The following is a 16,664-nucleotide window of genomic DNA, read 5'->3' on the forward strand; positions in this document are numbered from 1 at the left end:
CTCGGAGCGGTCGACGCGGCCGGGGAACCGTGTCCGGCGATCATGTGGCGGGCAGAAGCTGCGCTCCCAGATGGGCGAGAACCGGGTGAAGGTCGGCGGCCGGGCTGAACTCCAAGAAGGTGACACCCTCGTCGGTCCAGCCGGTGTGGCCGGTCGGCCAGTGATAGGCATCGCCGGCACGGCAGGTCTCCTCGGTACCGTCGGCGTAGCGGATCGTGATCGATCCGTCGATCACGTAGCCCGAGTGCGGGCACTGGCACCTGTCATCGGGCAGCCCCACGAACAACGGGGTGAAGTCGACCCCGGCGGGCAAGCTGATCCAACGGACCAACTGGTCGCCCCACTCGACTCCGCGGGTCCTGATCTCTCCGACCTCCATCTCGCTGGGGATCTCATCAAAAGGTGCGTGCATGGCGTTCTCCTGTGGTTTGGTGCCGGGCTGATCCCGGCGGCATCCATCAGCATCTGCTCGCCCGGCCCCGCCCCGCATCGGGCACGAACCGCAATCGGACCGAGTCCGCCCGAGGGTCGTGGGGTGAACAACCCATGACGGCGTCGATCGCCCCAGTCACAATTGGGGCACATGCCCGACGCTCGACACAGTCTCGGTTGCCCATGATGTGGGCATGTCCGACCAAGGCAGCCCCGGCGTGGATGAGCTGATCAAAGCCGGGCGCGACCGCGAGGCCGCGCGGCTGGGAGCAAAGTCGACTGGACGAACCCAAACAGTGCGAACCCAAACAGTGCGAACCCAAGGAGATCTGATGGAACCGCTCGCTCAACTCAACGATCTGATGCCGACCCTCGGCGCGCTGGTCGAGACCGTGACCCCAGCCGACCTGGACAGGGCGACGCCGTGCACCGAATTCACGGTCAGGGGCGTCCTCGAGCACATGGTGAGCGGTGCCTCCGCCTTCGCCGCCGGATACCGCGGCGATGCCCCGCACGACTTCGACACGACCGATGTGGTGGCGGCATGGGGTCAGGCGATGACCGAGTTGGGCGAGGCGGTCAGCGCCGAGGGCGCCCTCGGTCGATCCATCGAAGCTCCGTTCGGCACGGTGCCTGGCGACACGTTCGCCCGGTTCATCGCCCTCGACGGTTTGGTCCATGGTTGGGACATCTCCCAGGCCATCGGAGGCAGCTACCAGCCCTCAGATGACCTGGTGGCAGCGGCCGACGAGTTCGCTCGAGGCGCGATCGAACCTCTGCGGGGAGCTGCCTTCGCGCCGGCCGTCGAGCCACCGACCGGCGCAGATGCCATGACACGGTTGGCGGCGTTCACCGGCCGGCAGGTCTGATCACACTTAGAACCCCGGCCAAGCCTGTGACTCGCGCCCACGAGACAGTTATCCAGGAGGGCCGACCCGACGATGGCGTCGTTACGGCCAGCCTCTCACCGATCACGCCTTTGGACGTTCCCAGCCCGAATGACCCAACCCCTGCTTGCCCTCGTCGTCAAGGTCGTCTAGCTCTGCGACGACATCGGAGCCAAGTACGCGCTCGGAGGGTCGCTAGCCGGTTCGTTCCAATAGCGGAGCCCGCTACGACATCGCGTCGAGGTAGTACCAGCGACCGTGGTCCCGCACGAACCGGGACCGTTCGTGGTGCACTCCGAGACCGGCATGAGGCGTGCTGTAGGTGGCCCGGAACTCGACGATCCCGGTCTCGTCGTCGGGGCCGCCGTCGACGGTGTCGACGATCTGGAGCCCTTGCCAGTCGGGGTTCCCGCTGAGGTCGACCGACGCCGGCCGGGTAGAGGGATGCCACGAAGCCAACAGCCATTCCACATCCCCTGACCGGAACGCCTCGAACCTCGACCGCATCAGCCGCTCAGCCGTAGCCGGCCACCGCCGCCCACCCGGCAAGTTCGCAGGTTCAGGCGTCACTACTGTGCGCCGGAACTGCGCCGCGTTCGGTCCGGAAGAGGACCGCCATAGCTCGCGATCAAATCGTGCACCGGATCCCACTCTGATCCGTTGCTATCGGCACTGCCAAGGGATGCATCCCTGAGGGCGACCAGCGTCTTCTTCAGCCGCATTTCCGATTCGTTGAGCATGTCGCTGTAAGCATCGTCGAGAATGAAGGCGCGCAGGTCCGCCGCCTCGTAGGCAACCTTGTCCAGGAAGATCCTGAGTCGCCGGGCAGCGTTCTGTAAGGCGGCGCTGCGGTCAATTTCCACCTGGCCCGATCTTTGGCGAGCATCAGAGCGGCCTTCAGCCATCGGGATGATGGTGAGGTCGTCCTCCCACAGCTTGGTGAAGAGCGGGTCTGGCTCAAGCGTGAGAGTCGAGCCAAGGACATCAACCACGTTGGCGTCGGATCGAGCAACACGCACCTCCTCAACCAACTTGTGGAAGTCCTCGTCTTCAAGCGAGTAGCCGACGAACAACATGTGGCGGGTCATGAGCATCGCCTGCACGATGCCAAACAACGCCCCATGGGTTGATGCCGTCGACAGGTAGTCCCGTCGCGTGAGCACGATGGTCGCGGCGCGATCGATGGTCCCATGAAGCTTGAGAAGCCAACGCTGACCGGGCGCAACAACCTGGTCGGGAAGGACAGCAATGGAGTCGTCCTCGATTGCCCGGACCGCCTGCTCGAAGAGCTCGTCATAGTTGGTGGTCACGGCCTCAGAAGTGGGGAGCGACGCCAGGAGCGAGTGGGTCAGCGTGCCTAGAGGTGTCCCGAATCGTTCGCGGAGGTCTTCGTAGATCTTGGTCGTTTCCTCCCCTTTGAGTTTGGCGACAACGGTGGCTTGGTCTCGGTAGTCCAGCGCCTTGAACCGGTCGAGGTTGATGTCCTCGGCACCTGCCATTTTCAGCAGGTCGAGCAACAGTTCCGACCAGTCCGGGAGCCCGGAGTCCGCAGACGCGCCTGCCCCCAGAAAGAGGACGAGATTGCCGGATTGGGCGTGGGTTGCAAGCCTGTGCGCCGACTCGTGGAGCTCCTCGGTCAGGGCCCCAAACTGCTCGAGTTCCGCTTCTGGCTGTTGCTTGAAGTGGGCCCGGCGCGCCCGTTGGGCCGCAGGTAGGCCCGCGCCTGCGCGCCACGAGAGCGACATCCACTTCATGGTCTCGGGAGGCCTCGACCAAGGCGTTCACCAGTGCCATCTGGACGGTTCCCTTCCTGTCGGCCAACCCACCCTCTCCGGTACCGATCACGGGGAGGGCAAACAGCGGACGCCCGAACCGATCACCCTCCCCGATGGCTGCACGCGCCGCCTTGACAAAGGCTCTGGCACAGTCGGCCACGTGCTCGGCCGCGCTGAGCTGCCGGTCGGCGCCATCCCTGGCATTCTGACCGCTACCACTAGGCCAGGCCTTTCCGACATTGCCGAGGAAGATCCGGGGATCCCCCGCGGGAGTGTCCCCCCACTCAACGACTGGATCCCTAAGCCATGACAAGCCGCGGAGCCGCCCTGATGGCTCCAACCCCACGCAACCGGCGAAGGCCCTACTAACCACGAAGTCACGGTCGGTTGGAAGAAGCCATGCGTCGCATTGAAGTCGAGTTACATCACCTGCGACTACGAAGACGTGGCCCATATCCTTCGTTGCCATCGATGCCTTTCCCGATCTCAGTGGTCACTCGCGTGAATAAATGGCCGACGGGGCACTGCTACAGGTGACGTCGCTTGGCCCGTTGGCGCGCGGCACTCCCGCTCGTCCCGTGGACCCGCGTCGGGGTCCGTGATGAGAGTACGCGTGGAGGCCTACGCGATCCGCCCCCACAGAAGATCGTCGCCAAAGACCATCGTTGGCGGCCAGATTTGGGACCTACCGGTGGCCGTACGATCGTCGGCCAGGTCACGGATCGCCGGTACTTTCGCGGGCGAGCGTGCCGGCAACGCAGGAGGGGAACCGGTAATGACCGATGGTGCAGGAGCGACAGGGTTCAGCGTGGCTGATGCCTTTCGCATCGCCCGGGAAGGTCACGCCTCCCAGATCGACAAGTCGGGCCAGCCGTACATCGGCCACATCTGGCGGGTAATGGGCGGGGTCGACGGCAACGCCGAGAAGATGGTCGCGGCGCTGCACGACTACCTCGAGGACGTCGAGTCCGCCTCGACCCAGGGACTGCTCGACCTGGGTGTACCGACCGAGGTGGTGGATGCGGTTGAGGCGCTGACCAAGCGAGATGACGAGAAGGGCAGCGATGAGGGCTACTTCCGGTTCGTGCGTCGGGCCGCCCAGAACCCCCTCGCACGCAAGGTCAAACGTGCCGACCTGGCCGACAACACCAACCCCGAGCGGGTACGCCTGTTCTCCGAGAACAGCCAGACCTTGGCCGCCGAACTCCGCCAAGGCGCCGACGACTACCGACATGCCGCCACTTCGGCGGACCCGGCCCTGGCCCAAGAGCTACTCCTGGTCGCCGACCAGTTCGACCACGAGGCCAACCAGGTCGAAGCCAAGCCTGCCCGCCTGAAGGCCAAGTACGACGAGGCGATCAAACTCCTCGACGAGCTCACCTAAGCCCTGAACACGGCTTCATCTCAAAGGATCACGAAGTGGACAACTCAACAGAATTCTGGGATCTCAGTGATCTCAGCCCGTACGAGCGGCAAGCGTGGGACGCCATCCAGAAGTGGCAAAACGCGGCGCGTCGCAACCTCCTGCCCGAGAGGATGCGCGGGAAAGCCAAAGAACTCGGGACAGGCGTCACCACCGCCTGGAAAGCTGTCCCCGGAACCGACCAGCTCACCGAAGTCATGGAGAAGGTTCTCGCTGGAGGAAACCAGGCTCTGACCGACGCAGTCGCTGCGTCGCTGCGCCGTGACCGCATCCTGGAAGCGGCCCGCGATGCAGGAGCTGACGTCCACGCTCTGTCCGACATGAGGCAGCTCGACCTTGAGGCCATCGACGGGATCCTTCCGAGGCTGAACATCCGTTATGCAGCAACCTCAGCGGCAACGGGCGCAGGATCGGGATTTGTCGCAGGGGGCGGAACAGCAGCCGTCATGGGCACCGCGGGCGTGGCAGCGGCACCGGGCGGACTCGCCGTTGGGAGTGCGCTCGTCGCCGACGTCGTAGCCACGATCGCCCTGGCGGCCCGCGTGGCAACTCACTACGCGGGCTACTACGGCTACGACGCGCGCGAGGAAGAGGAAAAGGCCGTCCTCCTAGCGGTCATCAGTGCCGGGGTCGTCGGGGAAGGCGCTGCAAGACAGACTGCGATGCTCCACATCCGACAGGTCGCGATGATGGTCGCACGACGAGCGACATGGAAGGAACTGGGCGAGGAGGCGATCGTGAAGCTCATTCAAGGCCTCTTCGCGAAACTCAGCGTCAATCTGACGAAGAAGAAGCTCGCTCAGGCACTGCCTGTCGCTGGAATCGCAATCGGCGCGAGCTTCAATTACGCGCTCATGCGGAAGGTAGGCACCGCTGCCTCCTACGCCTACCGCGAGCGATTCCTGATCGAAAAGTACGGACTTGACACTTGGATGCCAACTCCAAGCTTTGACGACCTCATAGTTCTGGACAAACTTGATGCACTCCTGCCCGAGCCGGACGGCTCCTACATCGAGAGGGCCGGCGAGTAGATCGAGTCGCAAGGGCCGCAGCAGAGGCCGCAGCGAGTCGGCACCACCGTTGCTCTGACCCGAAGGGGTGGGAGGTCCGACCCCTCGCTAGTGCACTCGGCACCCGCCACAGCACCACCCGTAGTCTGCATGAGTGGCTGGCAACGAGACCCGGGACAGTGCGGCGGAATCGCTCACAGCCTTGGCAGATGAGCTGGAACACTCGCTCGGTGACGCTGTGACGATCGATCGATGGGCCGTGCCCGGTGACGGCGTGACTCTTACGCCGACACGAAATACAGCGCTCGCGGTGGGGTGGATGGATTTCGGCGACGAGGTCTACCTCGAAACGCTCGGCGGCCCGGGTGGCCGATGGGAACTCCGCCGTTCAAGGCAGGACATCGAATGGCTGGAGTCAATCGTCCGATCCGTCATCGCGGGCCGTGTCACCGAGGTCTTCGGACCGAGCAGGTCTCAGGTCACTGTTACGACGGAGGACGGGAAGCGGTACTCGGAGCGTGGAGCGGTGGCCGGGGATGGCTGCATTCCCTTGCCGTTCTGGACTCGGTGGGGTCAGAAGGTGAAGTACACGCCCTATCTGGAAGACACTCCCGCCTAGCTCCACATCGGCCCCAATGGAGTACGAAGGATCACCGAACTACTCGGCTCTCCTCCCCACCGCCACCCCCACGACGGCAACTGCCAACCTGTTGGTGGGCACACTCCGCCTCGTCCACTTGGCCGCGTTTCCCGCCGACCTGGCCTACTCATACTGCTCCGACGACGAAGAACACCACAGCTACCTGTTCCTCGGCCTCGAAGAGATAAACGACTGAGGCCGGGGATGTCACGGCGGGGCCGTACGTAGGCAGCGATCGCTCACCGTCTCTCGAAAGGGACCCCATGAAATCGCAACGTCGCCTGACTGCCCGCACATGCGCGCTCGGTTCGCTCGTGACCTTGGCCATCATCACCGGAACCGGCTGTGGCACCAAGGGCGGGGATACTCAGGAATCTCAGGCTGAGACCACCGCTGCCCCAGCGACCACCCTCACTCCCACCACCTCAGAGACGCCCCCATCGACTGCCGCGCCAGCCACGACCGCGGCGCCTACAACGACCGCGGCGCCCGTCACCACGACAGCACCACCGACCACCGCTGCTCCGGCGGGATACACCATGCCCGATCTCGTGGGCCAGAACCTGCAGGACGCCCAAGACGAGCTCCAGTCAGTCTCAGGAAACCCGCTCTTCTACTCCGCGTCCCACGACCTTGCCGGCAACAGAAACCAGGTCCTGGATAGCAACTGGAAGGTCTGCACGCAGAACATCCCGGCCGGGTCGACCTTCACCGACGACACCACCGTCGACTTCGGTGTCGTGAAGCTGGACGAGATCTGCCCGTAGGCGGTGGACCGAACCCGCCCGGGTCGACCTCCGGTGACCTCAGCGCGCTATCGGGTCAGCGGGTGGCGACGGTGTCGGTGTGGGTTCCGCTGCGTAGGACGGTGCCGGGGAGGTCGCCGGTGGCCTGTCCGTCGACCACGGTGACCACGCCGTTCACCAGCACCTTGCGGACCCCGATGGAGTCGGCGGTGAGGCGCGGCGAGTTGCCGGGCAGGTCGTGTACCAGGGTGGCCAGCTCGCTGCCCACCGTCTCGGGGTCGACCACCACCACGTCGGCCTGGTAGCCCTCGACCAGCCGGCCACGGTCGCGCAGGCCGAATAGGGCGGCCTGGTCGCTGGTCATCATCTGTACCGCCCGCTCCACGCTGACCAGCTTGCGGCCTCGCAGGCAGTCGCCCAGGAACCGGGTGGGGAACGGTGCTCCGCACATGCGGTCGAGGTGGGCGCCGGCGTCGGAACCACCAAGGATCGAGCGGTCATCGGCCCAGGTCTGGCGGCGCAGCTCCCACGACTCGGCGTCACCGTCGGGCGGGATGGGCCACAACACGGTGCGCAGGTCGTCGGCCACCACGATGTCGACGAGGGTGGCGAAGGCGTCCTTGCCTCGTTCGGCAGCCAGGTCACCGACGCGGCGGCCCTGGAGGCCCTCGTTGGCCTCCGAGTAGGTGTCGCCGATGATGTAGTTCTCGAAGTCGGCCAGACGGCGGAACACCCCGGCCTCTTCGGACCCGGCCCGTTCCACCATGAACGCCTGGGTCTCGGGATCCTGGAGGCGGGCCATGCGCTCGGCCAGCGGCAGCCGGAGGATGTCACCCCAACCGGGGATCAGGAACAGCCCGCAGTGGTTGAGGAAGCTCATGTTCATGGGCACCTGCACCGGCAGGGTGAGGGCCACGATCCGCCCGCCCCGTTCGGCGGCGACGTCGGCGGCCGAGAGCTGGCGGGGGATGCGGTCGGGCACCTTGGAGTCGATGGTGAGGACGTTCCAGTTGAGGGGGCGCCCGGCAGTGGCCGACATGTCGGCGAACAGGTCGATCTCCTCGTCGCTGAAGCGGTCGAGGCAGCCGTCGGTCATGCCTTCCAGCGTGGTGCCGGGGTAGCGACCCACCACCTCGCACATGGCCAGGATCTCGTCCTTGGTGGCCCATCGTGACGACACCGGCTGGCCGTCGCCGTCGGAATGGGTGCGGCTCTGGGTGGTGGAGAAGCCGAGGGCCCCGGCCTCGATCGACTCAGACAGGACCCGCTGCATCTCGGCCACCTGCTCGGGGCTGGCTTCGTTGCCGATGGCGTCGGCACCCATCACGTAGCGGCGCAGCGCGCAGTGCCCGACCAGGAACCCGATGTTGACCCCGACCTTGCCTTCGAGCACGTCCAGGTACTCACCGAAGGTCTCCCAGTTCCACGGCACGCCCTCTTCGAGCGCCGCCACCGACATGCCTTCGACGCTGGCCATCATCTCGCGGGTGTAGGCCCCGTCCTCGGCCCGCAGCGGGGCCAGGGTGAACCCGCAGTTACCGGCGATCACCGTGGTCACGCCGTGCACGTTGGACGGCGAGGCGTAGGCGTCCCAGTGGATCTGGGCGTCGTAGTGGGTGTGGGGGTCGATGGCGCCGGGGATCACCAACATGGCGGTGGCGTCGGTTACCTGGGCCGCCTCCTCGGTGATGGTGCCCGGCTCTGCCACCGCCACGATCTTCCCGTCCCGCACCGCGATGTCGGCGGGCCGGGCCGGGGCGCCGGTGCCGTCGATGACGGTTCCGCCGGTGATCAGGTGGTCGAGCATGGTGGGAAACCTCCGGGGCTCGCCCGGGTGCCGGGCGTTTCTGACGGGCCGTCAGATACTACCGTCCCCGCCGCCCGCACACCCACGCCACCGGCTGGCAGGCGGACCGGGCAGGGTCGGTAACGTCGGGGGACCAACGGAAGTACCCACGGAAGTGAGACCGTCGCCATGACCGACAACGCCCCGTCCATCGTCTACACCCACACCGACGAGGCCCCGGCCCTGGCCACCCGGTCGCTGCTACCCATCGTGGAAGCCTTCGCCCGCCAGGCCGGTGTCCCGGTGACCACGGCAGACATCTCCCTCAGCGGGCGCATCCTGGCCGCCTTCTCCGACCTGTTGCCCGCCGACCAACGGGTGCCCGACACCCTCGCTGAGCTGGGTGCCTTGGCGCTGCGGCCCGAAGCCAACATCATCAAGCTGCCCAACGTCAGCGCGTCCATGCCTCAGCTCAAGACGGCCATCGCCGAACTGCAGGCCTTGGGCTACGCCCTTCCCGACTACCCCGACGAGCCCTCCACCCCCGAAGAGGTGGACGCCGCGGCTCGCTACGACAAGGTCAAGGGCAGTGCCGTCAACCCGGTGCTGCGCGAGGGCAACTCGGATCGTCGCGCCCCCCGCTCGGTCAAGGAGTACGCCCGTACCCACCCCCACTCCATGGGTGCCTGGTCGGCCGACTCCAAGACCAACGTGGCCACCATGGATGCGGGTGACTTCCGTTCCACCGAGCAGTCGGTGACCATCGCCTCGGCCGGCACCATCCGGATCGAACACGTGGCGGGCGACGGAGACGTCACCGTCCTCAAGGGTGACTTCGCCGTGCAGGCCGGTGAGATCGTCGACGCCGCCGTCATGCGCCGCAAGGCGTTGGTGGCATTCCTGGCCGAGCAGGTGGAACGAGCCCGCACCGAAGGCGTCCTGCTGTCGGTGCACTTGAAGGCCACCATGATGAAGGTCTCGGATCCGATCATCTTCGGCCATGCCGTACGCACCTACTTCGCCGACCTGTTCGACACCTACGGCACCGCCCTCGAGGAAGCCGGCGTCAGCGCCGACAACGGAATGGCCGCCCTGCTGGACGCCCTCGATGGGCTGCCCGCCGACACCGCCACCGCCATCAGGTCTGCGATCGATGCCGCCTACGCCGCCGGACCGGCGCTGGCCATGGTCGACTCCGACAAGGGCATCACCAACCTTCACGTTCCCAGCGACGTGATCGTCGACGCCTCCATGCCGGCCATGATCCGCACCTCGGGGCAGATGTGGAACGCCCAGGGCGCCCAGCAGGACACCCTGGCCGTGCTACCCGACAGCAGCTACGCCGGCATCTACCAGGTGGTGCTCGACGACTGCCGGGCCAACGGCGCCTTCGACCCCGCCACCATGGGATCGGTGCCCAACGTCGGCCTCATGGCCCAAAAGGCCGAGGAGTACGGCTCCCACGACAAGACCTTCCAGATCGAATCGGTCGGTGTGGTGCGAGTGGTCGACGGCTCCGGGACCACCTTGATCGAGCACCCGGTCGCCCCCGGCGACATCTGGCGAGCCTGTCAGACCAAGCAGGCGCCGGTGCTGGACTGGGTGAAGCTGGCCGTCACCCGGGCCGCGCCACCGGAGCCCCCGCCGTGTTCTGGCTGGATGAGACCCGCGCCCACGACGCCGAGGTGATCGCCAAGGTCCGCGCCGAGCTTCCCAACCACGACACCGACGGCCTCCAGATCGAGATCATGGCCCCCGTGGCGGCCATCGCCTTCTCCCTGGAGCGCATCCGCCGCGGTGAGGACACCATCTCGGTAACCGGCAACGTGTTGCGCGACTACCTGACCGACCTGTTCCCGATCCTGGAACTGGGGACCAGCGCCAAGATGTTGTCGATCGTGCCGTTGATGAACGGTGGCGGCCTGTTCGAGACCGGAGCGGGCGGTTCGGCCCCAAGCACGTCCAGCAGTTCCAGAAGGAGAACCACCTGCGCTGGGACTCCCTCGGGGAGTTCCTGGCCCTGGCTGTGTCCTTCGAGCACTTCGCCAACCTCACCGGCAACACCCGAGCCCAGGTCCTGGCCGACACCCTCGACACCGCCACCGGCGGCGTCCTCAACAACGACCGTTCGCCGTCACGCAAGGTGAACGAGCTCGACAACCGGGGCAGCCACTTCTACCTGGCCCTGTACTGGGCTCAGGCCCTGGCCGCCCAGACCACCGACGCCGACCTGGCCGCCACGTTCACACCCCTGGCCGAGAAGCTGGCCGCCGAGGAAGCCACCATCGTCGCCGAGCTGAACGCCGTCCAGGGCTCCCCCGTCGACTTCGGCCCCTACTACCGCCCCGACGAAGCCAAGGCCACCGCCGCCATGCGCCCCAGCCCCACCCTCAACGCCGCCCTGGACCTGCTCCCCTCATGAAGAGAGTTACGTAGGCGACTCAAACATCATCGCCAGCCGTCCAGGGAGATCGGCCTCGTAGTCCTCCCATCACCGCCCCGCCACGAAAGCGGCCACGTTGCTCGTGGCTTCGTGAGCATCCCAAAGGTAGGTTCTCGGGTCAGGCTGCATACAGCTCCGCTTGGTTCTCCCTGACTGTTGCTGCGAGGTAGGGGTTTCGCAAGGCCGAGGGGTCGACCAGATCGACAGGGCTGCGCAGCAGCGACTCCAACGCTTCCTTCAAGCCGAAGTAGGCGTCAAAGCGTGACTGTCCCGTTGGTGGGTCGAGCTCAACCAGGAAGTCGACATCGCTCAACCCAGCCCTGAACGTCCCATCGACCGCCGACCCGAACACCACGAGACGTCGCACACCGAAGCGGCGACACAGCGACTCGATCTCGGTGATGTGGTCTGTGACAGCCGCGATCATGCCGACATTCTCGCACCGATTAGCCCCCACCCTGGAGGCCTACTTCCTGACGGAGGGCCCATCCGCGCCACCGTTCGCCCCCTCGGTGGGACGCCCCCCCCCCGCTCGGTCAGGGGAGCATGGAGACCTTCCCCGGGCAAATTTGACCGAACGAGAGCAGCACGATGTCTGTCAGGCAGGCGATTCACCGCATGACCGTCGACGAGTACATCCGCACCGTTCACGACCTCGGATGGACCTCCACCGAGCTCATCGAGGGAGTGGTGTACGACGTGACACCGGAGTTCGACCGCCACGCCGGGACCGTCATGACCGTGCTTCACCAGTTGGAGGATGCCTTTCCCCATGACGTCGTCCGAGTCGTCGGCAGCGTCCAGCTCAGCTCGACCACGATCATGGATCCCGATGCCTACGTCATCGACGGCACCTTTCCCCGCCACCCAGACCGGCCCATCCCAATCGGCGCGGTGAAGCTGGTGGTGGAGGTGAGCGTCACGACCCAGCTCCACGACGGTGGACCGAAGCTGGCCGCCTACGCCCAGGCCGCCGTGCCCGAGGTGTGGTTGATCGATCCCCGCCCCGATGCCGCAACTCTGACCCGCCACCGCCATCCCAGCGGCAACGGCTATCGGACCATCGACACGATCGCCATCGGCGAGAACGCCAGCCGTCTCGACGCCACCGAGGTCCTGTCCAGCTAGGACGTGGAGGCCGTGGTCATGGCTGAGTGCCAGATGACATGGGCCTGCACTCGGCGCTCCGGAGCGGCCAAGACACGCCCCTGTGCTCCCACCCCGGCCACCTGAGTCAGTGCAGTGGTGAGTGACCCAACCATCATGGCCCAACACCGTGCAGTGGCTTCTGGAATCCGCCGACCCGTCACCTAAAGGGGTGCCGTCACCCCATGAACCCGCCGTCTCCTCTGTGATTCGAGTCGTGGAACAACCCGAACCATGGTCGAGACCCCCGACCCCACCGCGGACCCTCAGCCCCTCACACCCCGCTCAGACGCGAAGCGCCACCAAAAGAGGTGCCGACTGAATAGCTACCTTCACTCGATTTATTGAATCTGGCCTCCTCCTAGGAAACCGAGGTCTCGAGCAAGATGCAAGACATCTTCAGCATCTGCCTGACTCGACTTGCGGACCGGCAGGCCTATAACGTGACCTGATACAAGACTCAGGCGGAGGACGTAATCGGTTCTGAGGAACCAACGCGATCGGCCAAAATCTATTGAGCTAATCTCTGACCACCTCCATCGCCGTCGGAACGGCCAGCACCGACGGATTCCTTCCTCGTCAAAGACCAATGATACAGCCTTTGCGCCAATTAAAAATAGGGAGAGCGAAAAGGCGACCATTGCGATACCAACCATTCCTGCTGAGAGGAACGCCGGCAACAGCGGAACTATCATCACGACTGAGCCAAATATCATTCCACCAAACTCATTCGACCTCACTATTGTCGCGCCTGCAGAGCGATACTTACTCATCTCTTGGGACACCTGCTGCAAGGCCCACCCAGGAGGCGAAATCGGCCAAGAGAGTTTCCCAGAAACCCCATCTCACGCCAGCCGCCGCGTCATCAGCGAAGGATCCACCCAATTTTCCTGGCGCTCCTGACCCTTGTGTGGGTGAGTTGAGGGCCCGGGTCGGCTGAGAGCGTTGTGGGTACACGGGTTCGGGACAGGCGGACGGGGTGCGTGACGTGCGCGGGTTCCCCGGCCACGATGCGGGTGTCGAATCCATCCCGTGAACAGAGGTTCCCGTGCGCGCCACGACTGCATTCAACCGTCTCCTCGCCCTTGAGTCCACCACCGTGCAAGCTGTGCGGCTCGAAACCACCGAGATCGTGGTCGTGGTCAGGTTGGCGACCCGGCGGCTGCGTTGCCCTGACTGCGACTACACGACCTCTGCCACCTATGACCACCGGCCCAGCCCGTCGAGGTGGCGACACCTCGACGTGTGTGGCCGATCGCTCATGTTGGAATGTGACCTGCGGAGGCTTCGCTGCCCGGCTCATGGGGTTCGCACCCAAGCAGTGCCTTTCGCCAGACCCGGCGCACGGATCACCCGTCAGTTCGAGAACCTGATCGTGTGGTGCGCCTCGTCGATGGACTGGACCGCGGCATCGGTGCTGTGCCGCGTCGCGTGGCGCACCGTCGCCAACGTCGTCGAACGCGTCGTACCCAGCTCAACGGAGTTGTCCGAGCTCGACGGGCTGGTTCACATCGGCGTGGACGAGATCTCCTGGAAACGCGGACACAAGTACCTGACCTTGGTCATCGACCACGATTCCGGCAAGGTCATCTGGGGGGCCAAGGACCGCACCGCAGTCACACTCGACGCGTTCTTCGACGATCTCGGCGAAACCAAGACCGCTGCCATCAAGTCGGTCTCGATGGACTTCGGTGCCCCCTACGCGAAAGCCGTCCGTGAGAAGGCCCCCCACGCCGCGATCTGTCTCGACCCGTTCCACGCCGTTGCCTTGGCGACCAAAGCCCTCGACCAGACCCGCCGCGACACATGGCGCGACATGCGAGGAGTCGACCCCGACGCTGCCCGTCGCTTCAAGGGCACCCGGTTCGTGTTGCTAGGCAACCCCGAGAACCTCACCGAAAACCAAGCCGCCGACCTACGTCGGATCCAACAAGGCGGCGGGACCATCTGGAAGGCCTACCAACTCAAAGAAGCACTCCGCGGCATCTACGCGGAGGCCACCCTCTCCCTCGACGAGTCCATCGACCTGCTCCACGCATGGATCGACGCCGCCCAACAGTCAGGCATCGCCCCATTCGTCAAGCTCGCCAGCACGTTCAAACAACGATCCCAGGAGGTCATCAACACCTGGATCTGGGGCACCACCAACGCCCGCAACGAAGGAACCCACTCAGCCATCCGAGCCGTGTTCTCCCGAGCGCACGGCTTCCACCGTGCCGACACAGCCCTCGCCGCCATCAACCTCACCTGCGGCACCACCCCATCCCCAACCCACACCCAGCAGCCGCCTAGCCACCCACAACTACATCAGGAGAACCAAATTTTTTCGCAAGCACCAAAACCGCGGTCGCATCCGAACGCCTCGTCTTACGAACTGGCAAGATGCAAACTCGACCAGTTACAAGCCGTATTCGGAGGACGTAATCAGTCCTAATGAGCCAACGGGACTGGACGAAATCGATTGAAACAATCTCGGCCCATGCCCATCGTCGCCTTGAGGGCCAGCGTCGCCTGATGCCCTCCACGCTGAGGACGACCGACACGGCGTTTGTCCCAACAAATGAGACCGAGAGAAGTAGGGCAAAGACAAGAATGCCAACCAGTCCATCAGAAAGGAAGATCGGCAAGGTTGGGATAAGCATGACTATAGATATGATAATGATTCCCCCAAACTCATCTGACCTGACTACTGCAATGTCAGATGAATTCTTCTTACTCATCGCGCGGGACACCTGCGGCAAGGCCGACCCAGCTAGCAAAATCAGCCATTAGAGTGGTAAAGAAGCCATAAGAAACGTTCGCAGCGGCGTCATCAGCAAAGGACCCGCCCAATTTACCTGCGGCCCCAGCAGCGGGCAAGGTGCCAAGAGCAAAGAAGATATAGGTCACCAACCCATCGACAGCTGTGTTGCGCACCCAATTTTTGTCGCATTCCCGCCAACGCTCGAGTCCGCGAAATATGATGGCAAACCCTTGCGCCGCTGCGCAGAGACCGGGGCCCCCGAGGCATGCTACTGATGCAACGATGGTAGCGAACTGACCTGGATCATCTACGGCCAGCGATTTGAGGCCACCCAAGGTGCCACCGTTCATCTCACTTCTTGTAATGCACGATGAATCCGAGCCAACTAGTGGTAAGGCTCCGATATCGATACACCGGTCGTCCCAAGGCCATAGCCCGGTCGGATCCCAACCGTTGGCTGGGTTTCCACCAACGTATCCGTAGGGTTCCTGGGTCAATGTTACGAGCGGGTCTACGGTTATGAATTGGCCTGTTGTGGGGTCGTAGTGGCGGGCTCTTAGGTAGATGTAGCCGGTTTCGGGGTCGTGGTATTGGCCGGTGTATCCTGCCAGTGGTTGTTCGAGCCACCAGTTTGTGTTGGCGGTGATTTCACCGTGGGCGTTGTAGGTGATGGTGTTGCGGGTGGTGCCGTTGGGGTTGGTGGTGAGCCTGGTGGAGCCTTGGTGGTCTTGGTGCAGGTATTGGACGTCTCCGGTGGTGTTGATCTGATAGATCGCTGTCCCGCCCGGCCCGTAGATCACATACGCGCTCTGGGTGCCTTGGTGCTCCGCTAGCAGCAACGGCAGACCACCGCTAGCGGTCCAGGTGTGTTCTTTACGCCACTCGGCCCCTGTACCGGTGGTGTTGTCGAGTTGTTTGGCGGTGCGCATGCCGGTGGTGTCGTATTCGTAACGCCACGTCCTTGTTAGTGCCTTGAACACACCGATCACATCGACCGCCACATCAGTCTGGGTCCATGATCCGATCGTGAACGTCCCGGTGTCGGTGAGGGGGATGATCATGGTCGTGGATGCGTGTTGGGCTGGGTCGAACACCACGATCCCGCCACCCAGATCGGCTTCGGTTGTCCCAACACCGAGGACTCCGGTGCCGGTCGGGTCGATAGCGGTGACCGAAACCATGACCGCCATGATCTCACCGCCCAGCCCGCCCTGCCCGGTGACTGCGACTTCAACTGGTGTGTTGGCCTGGAGCGTGTCACACGGGTCGTCATCGCATATGCCGGTGCCGTTTGTTGTGTCGACGAGACGGGTGGGGGCTTCGAGTAGATCGAGGCCGAGGCCGGTGTCGGTTCCGGTGGGGATCTTCCAATACCCCGTGACCGCCACCCGGACATCAGCTGGGCTGGTGGTGTGGAGGGTGATGGTCCCGTCAGGGTTCAACGGAACGGTGAACACCCCCGCGGCACCGACACTGCCTGTCTCCCACACCAATTCCCCCGCCATGCGGTCGCATCCGGGGCGACACGAACCTGACCGCCGTTGGCGTGTTGGGCCAGGATCGACACGGTGACGGCGTTCACGCCTGATGCGGGGATCCCACCACGGCCAGCGGTAGCGATATCGGTTTCACC

General features: G+C 64.6%; 14 protein-coding genes and 1 pseudogene. 9 read left to right on the forward strand and 6 right to left on the reverse strand.

All coding sequences use genetic code 11. The annotated features are described in order from the left end of the window. Positions 1-40: 40 nt before the first annotated feature. Positions 41-412 carry a cupin domain-containing protein gene (locus tag IPG97_03685; GenBank protein MBK6855672.1) on the reverse strand — a complete coding sequence of 124 codons (372 nt, stop codon included), beginning with the start codon at positions 410-412 and terminating at the stop codon, positions 41-43. Between the two features lie 352 nt (positions 413-764). Between IPG97_03685 and IPG97_03690 the strand changes: the two genes are divergently transcribed. Then, entirely contained in the window at positions 765-1,301 is a 537-nt protein-coding gene (locus IPG97_03690) for a TIGR03086 family protein (protein ID MBK6855673.1), read from the forward strand. Between the two features lie 243 nt (positions 1,302-1,544). Here IPG97_03690 and IPG97_03695 read toward each other — a convergent pair whose 3' ends face one another. Further along, complete coding sequence (locus IPG97_03695) at positions 1,545-1,826, reverse strand: preprotein translocase (GenBank protein ID MBK6855674.1); 282 nt, start codon at positions 1,824-1,826, stop codon at positions 1,545-1,547. A gap of 62 nt (positions 1,827-1,888) precedes the next feature. Continuing rightward, on the reverse strand, positions 1,889-3,064 hold the full coding sequence (locus tag IPG97_03700; GenBank protein MBK6855675.1) for an SIR2 family protein: 1,176 nt from the start codon (positions 3,062-3,064) through the stop codon (positions 1,889-1,891). An 838-nt stretch (positions 3,065-3,902) separates the two neighbouring features. Between IPG97_03700 and IPG97_03705 the strand changes: the two genes are divergently transcribed. The 5 genes from IPG97_03705 to IPG97_03725 all read left to right on the forward strand — a co-directional run bounded on the left by IPG97_03705 (position 3,903) and on the right by IPG97_03725 (position 6,934). Continuing rightward, the gene (locus IPG97_03705; GenBank protein MBK6855676.1) at positions 3,903-4,478 is read left to right on the forward strand and encodes a hypothetical protein; all 576 of its coding nucleotides are present in this window, start codon (positions 3,903-3,905) and stop codon (positions 4,476-4,478) included. 35 nt (positions 4,479-4,513) lie between these two features. Further along, positions 4,514-5,548, forward strand: coding sequence for an EcsC family protein (locus tag IPG97_03710; protein MBK6855677.1), 1,035 nt, complete (start codon positions 4,514-4,516; stop codon positions 5,546-5,548). Between the two features lie 298 nt (positions 5,549-5,846). Next, complete coding sequence (locus tag IPG97_03715) at positions 5,847-6,146, forward strand: hypothetical protein (protein MBK6855678.1); 300 nt, start codon at positions 5,847-5,849, stop codon at positions 6,144-6,146. 16 nt (positions 6,147-6,162) lie between these two features. Beyond that, the gene (locus tag IPG97_03720; protein MBK6855679.1) at positions 6,163-6,363 is read left to right on the forward strand and encodes a hypothetical protein; all 201 of its coding nucleotides are present in this window, start codon (positions 6,163-6,165) and stop codon (positions 6,361-6,363) included. 118 nt (positions 6,364-6,481) lie between these two features. Then, positions 6,482-6,934 (forward strand): PASTA domain-containing protein, encoded by a 453-nt coding sequence (locus IPG97_03725; protein ID MBK6855680.1) that lies wholly within the window; start codon positions 6,482-6,484, stop codon positions 6,932-6,934. Positions 6,935-6,989: 55 nt separating this feature from the next. On the opposite strand, the gene IPG97_03730 is transcribed toward IPG97_03725, so the two are convergent. Further along, the gene (locus IPG97_03730; protein MBK6855681.1) at positions 6,990-8,720 is read right to left on the reverse strand and encodes an amidohydrolase family protein; all 1,731 of its coding nucleotides are present in this window, start codon (positions 8,718-8,720) and stop codon (positions 6,990-6,992) included. Positions 8,721-8,888: 168 nt separating this feature from the next. Between IPG97_03730 and IPG97_03735 the strand changes: the two are divergent. Further along, a pseudogene (locus IPG97_03735) lies at positions 8,889-11,121 on the forward strand (NADP-dependent isocitrate dehydrogenase). Between the two features lie 139 nt (positions 11,122-11,260). On the opposite strand, the gene IPG97_03740 reads toward IPG97_03735, so the two are convergent. Then, on the reverse strand, positions 11,261-11,569 hold the full coding sequence (locus IPG97_03740; protein MBK6855682.1) for a nucleotidyltransferase domain-containing protein: 309 nt from the start codon (positions 11,567-11,569) through the stop codon (positions 11,261-11,263). A 164-nt stretch (positions 11,570-11,733) separates the two neighbouring features. Here IPG97_03740 and IPG97_03745 point away from each other — a divergent pair, with 164 nt between their 5' ends. Together IPG97_03745 and IPG97_03750 are read left to right on the forward strand one after the other, a co-directional pair. Further along, positions 11,734-12,270 (forward strand): Uma2 family endonuclease, encoded by a 537-nt coding sequence (locus tag IPG97_03745; protein ID MBK6855683.1) that lies wholly within the window; start codon positions 11,734-11,736, stop codon positions 12,268-12,270. A 1,066-nt stretch (positions 12,271-13,336) separates the two neighbouring features. Further along, the gene (locus IPG97_03750) at positions 13,337-14,722 is read left to right on the forward strand and encodes an ISL3 family transposase (protein ID MBK6855684.1); all 1,386 of its coding nucleotides are present in this window, start codon (positions 13,337-13,339) and stop codon (positions 14,720-14,722) included. Between the two features lie 278 nt (positions 14,723-15,000). Here IPG97_03750 and IPG97_03755 read toward each other — a convergent pair whose 3' ends face one another. Next, entirely contained in the window at positions 15,001-16,536 is a 1,536-nt protein-coding gene (locus IPG97_03755; GenBank protein ID MBK6855685.1) for an RHS repeat-associated core domain-containing protein, read from the reverse strand. Positions 16,537-16,664 lie beyond the last annotated feature (128 nt).

The organism is Microthrixaceae bacterium, from assembly GCA_016702505.1.
Taxonomy (GTDB): Bacteria; Actinomycetota; Acidimicrobiia; order Acidimicrobiales; family Iamiaceae; genus Aquihabitans.

Bases quoted from the DNA above. Each gene is read 5' to 3' on its own strand.
- IPG97_03740 (MBK6855682.1), bottom strand. From the start codon at position 11,569: ATGATCGCGGCTGTCACAGACCACATCACCGAGATCGAGTCGCTGTGT.
- IPG97_03690 (MBK6855673.1), top strand. From the start codon at position 765: ATGGAACCGCTCGCTCAACTCAACGATCTGATGCCGACCCTCGGCGCG.
- IPG97_03720 (MBK6855679.1), top strand. From the start codon at position 6,163: ATGGAGTACGAAGGATCACCGAACTACTCGGCTCTCCTCCCCACCGCC.
- IPG97_03730 (MBK6855681.1), bottom strand. From the start codon at position 8,720: ATGCTCGACCACCTGATCACCGGCGGAACCGTCATCGACGGCACCGGC.
- IPG97_03695 (MBK6855674.1), bottom strand. From the start codon at position 1,826: ATGCGGTCGAGGTTCGAGGCGTTCCGGTCAGGGGATGTGGAATGGCTG.
- IPG97_03745 (MBK6855683.1), top strand. From the start codon at position 11,734: ATGTCTGTCAGGCAGGCGATTCACCGCATGACCGTCGACGAGTACATC.
- IPG97_03715 (MBK6855678.1), top strand. From the start codon at position 5,847: ATGGATTTCGGCGACGAGGTCTACCTCGAAACGCTCGGCGGCCCGGGT.
- IPG97_03685 (MBK6855672.1), bottom strand. From the start codon at position 412: ATGCACGCACCTTTTGATGAGATCCCCAGCGAGATGGAGGTCGGAGAG.
- IPG97_03755 (MBK6855685.1), bottom strand. From the start codon at position 16,536: ATGGCGGGGGAATTGGTGTGGGAGACAGGCAGTGTCGGTGCCGCGGGG.
- IPG97_03700 (MBK6855675.1), bottom strand. From the start codon at position 3,064: ATGTCGCTCTCGTGGCGCGCAGGCGCGGGCCTACCTGCGGCCCAACGG.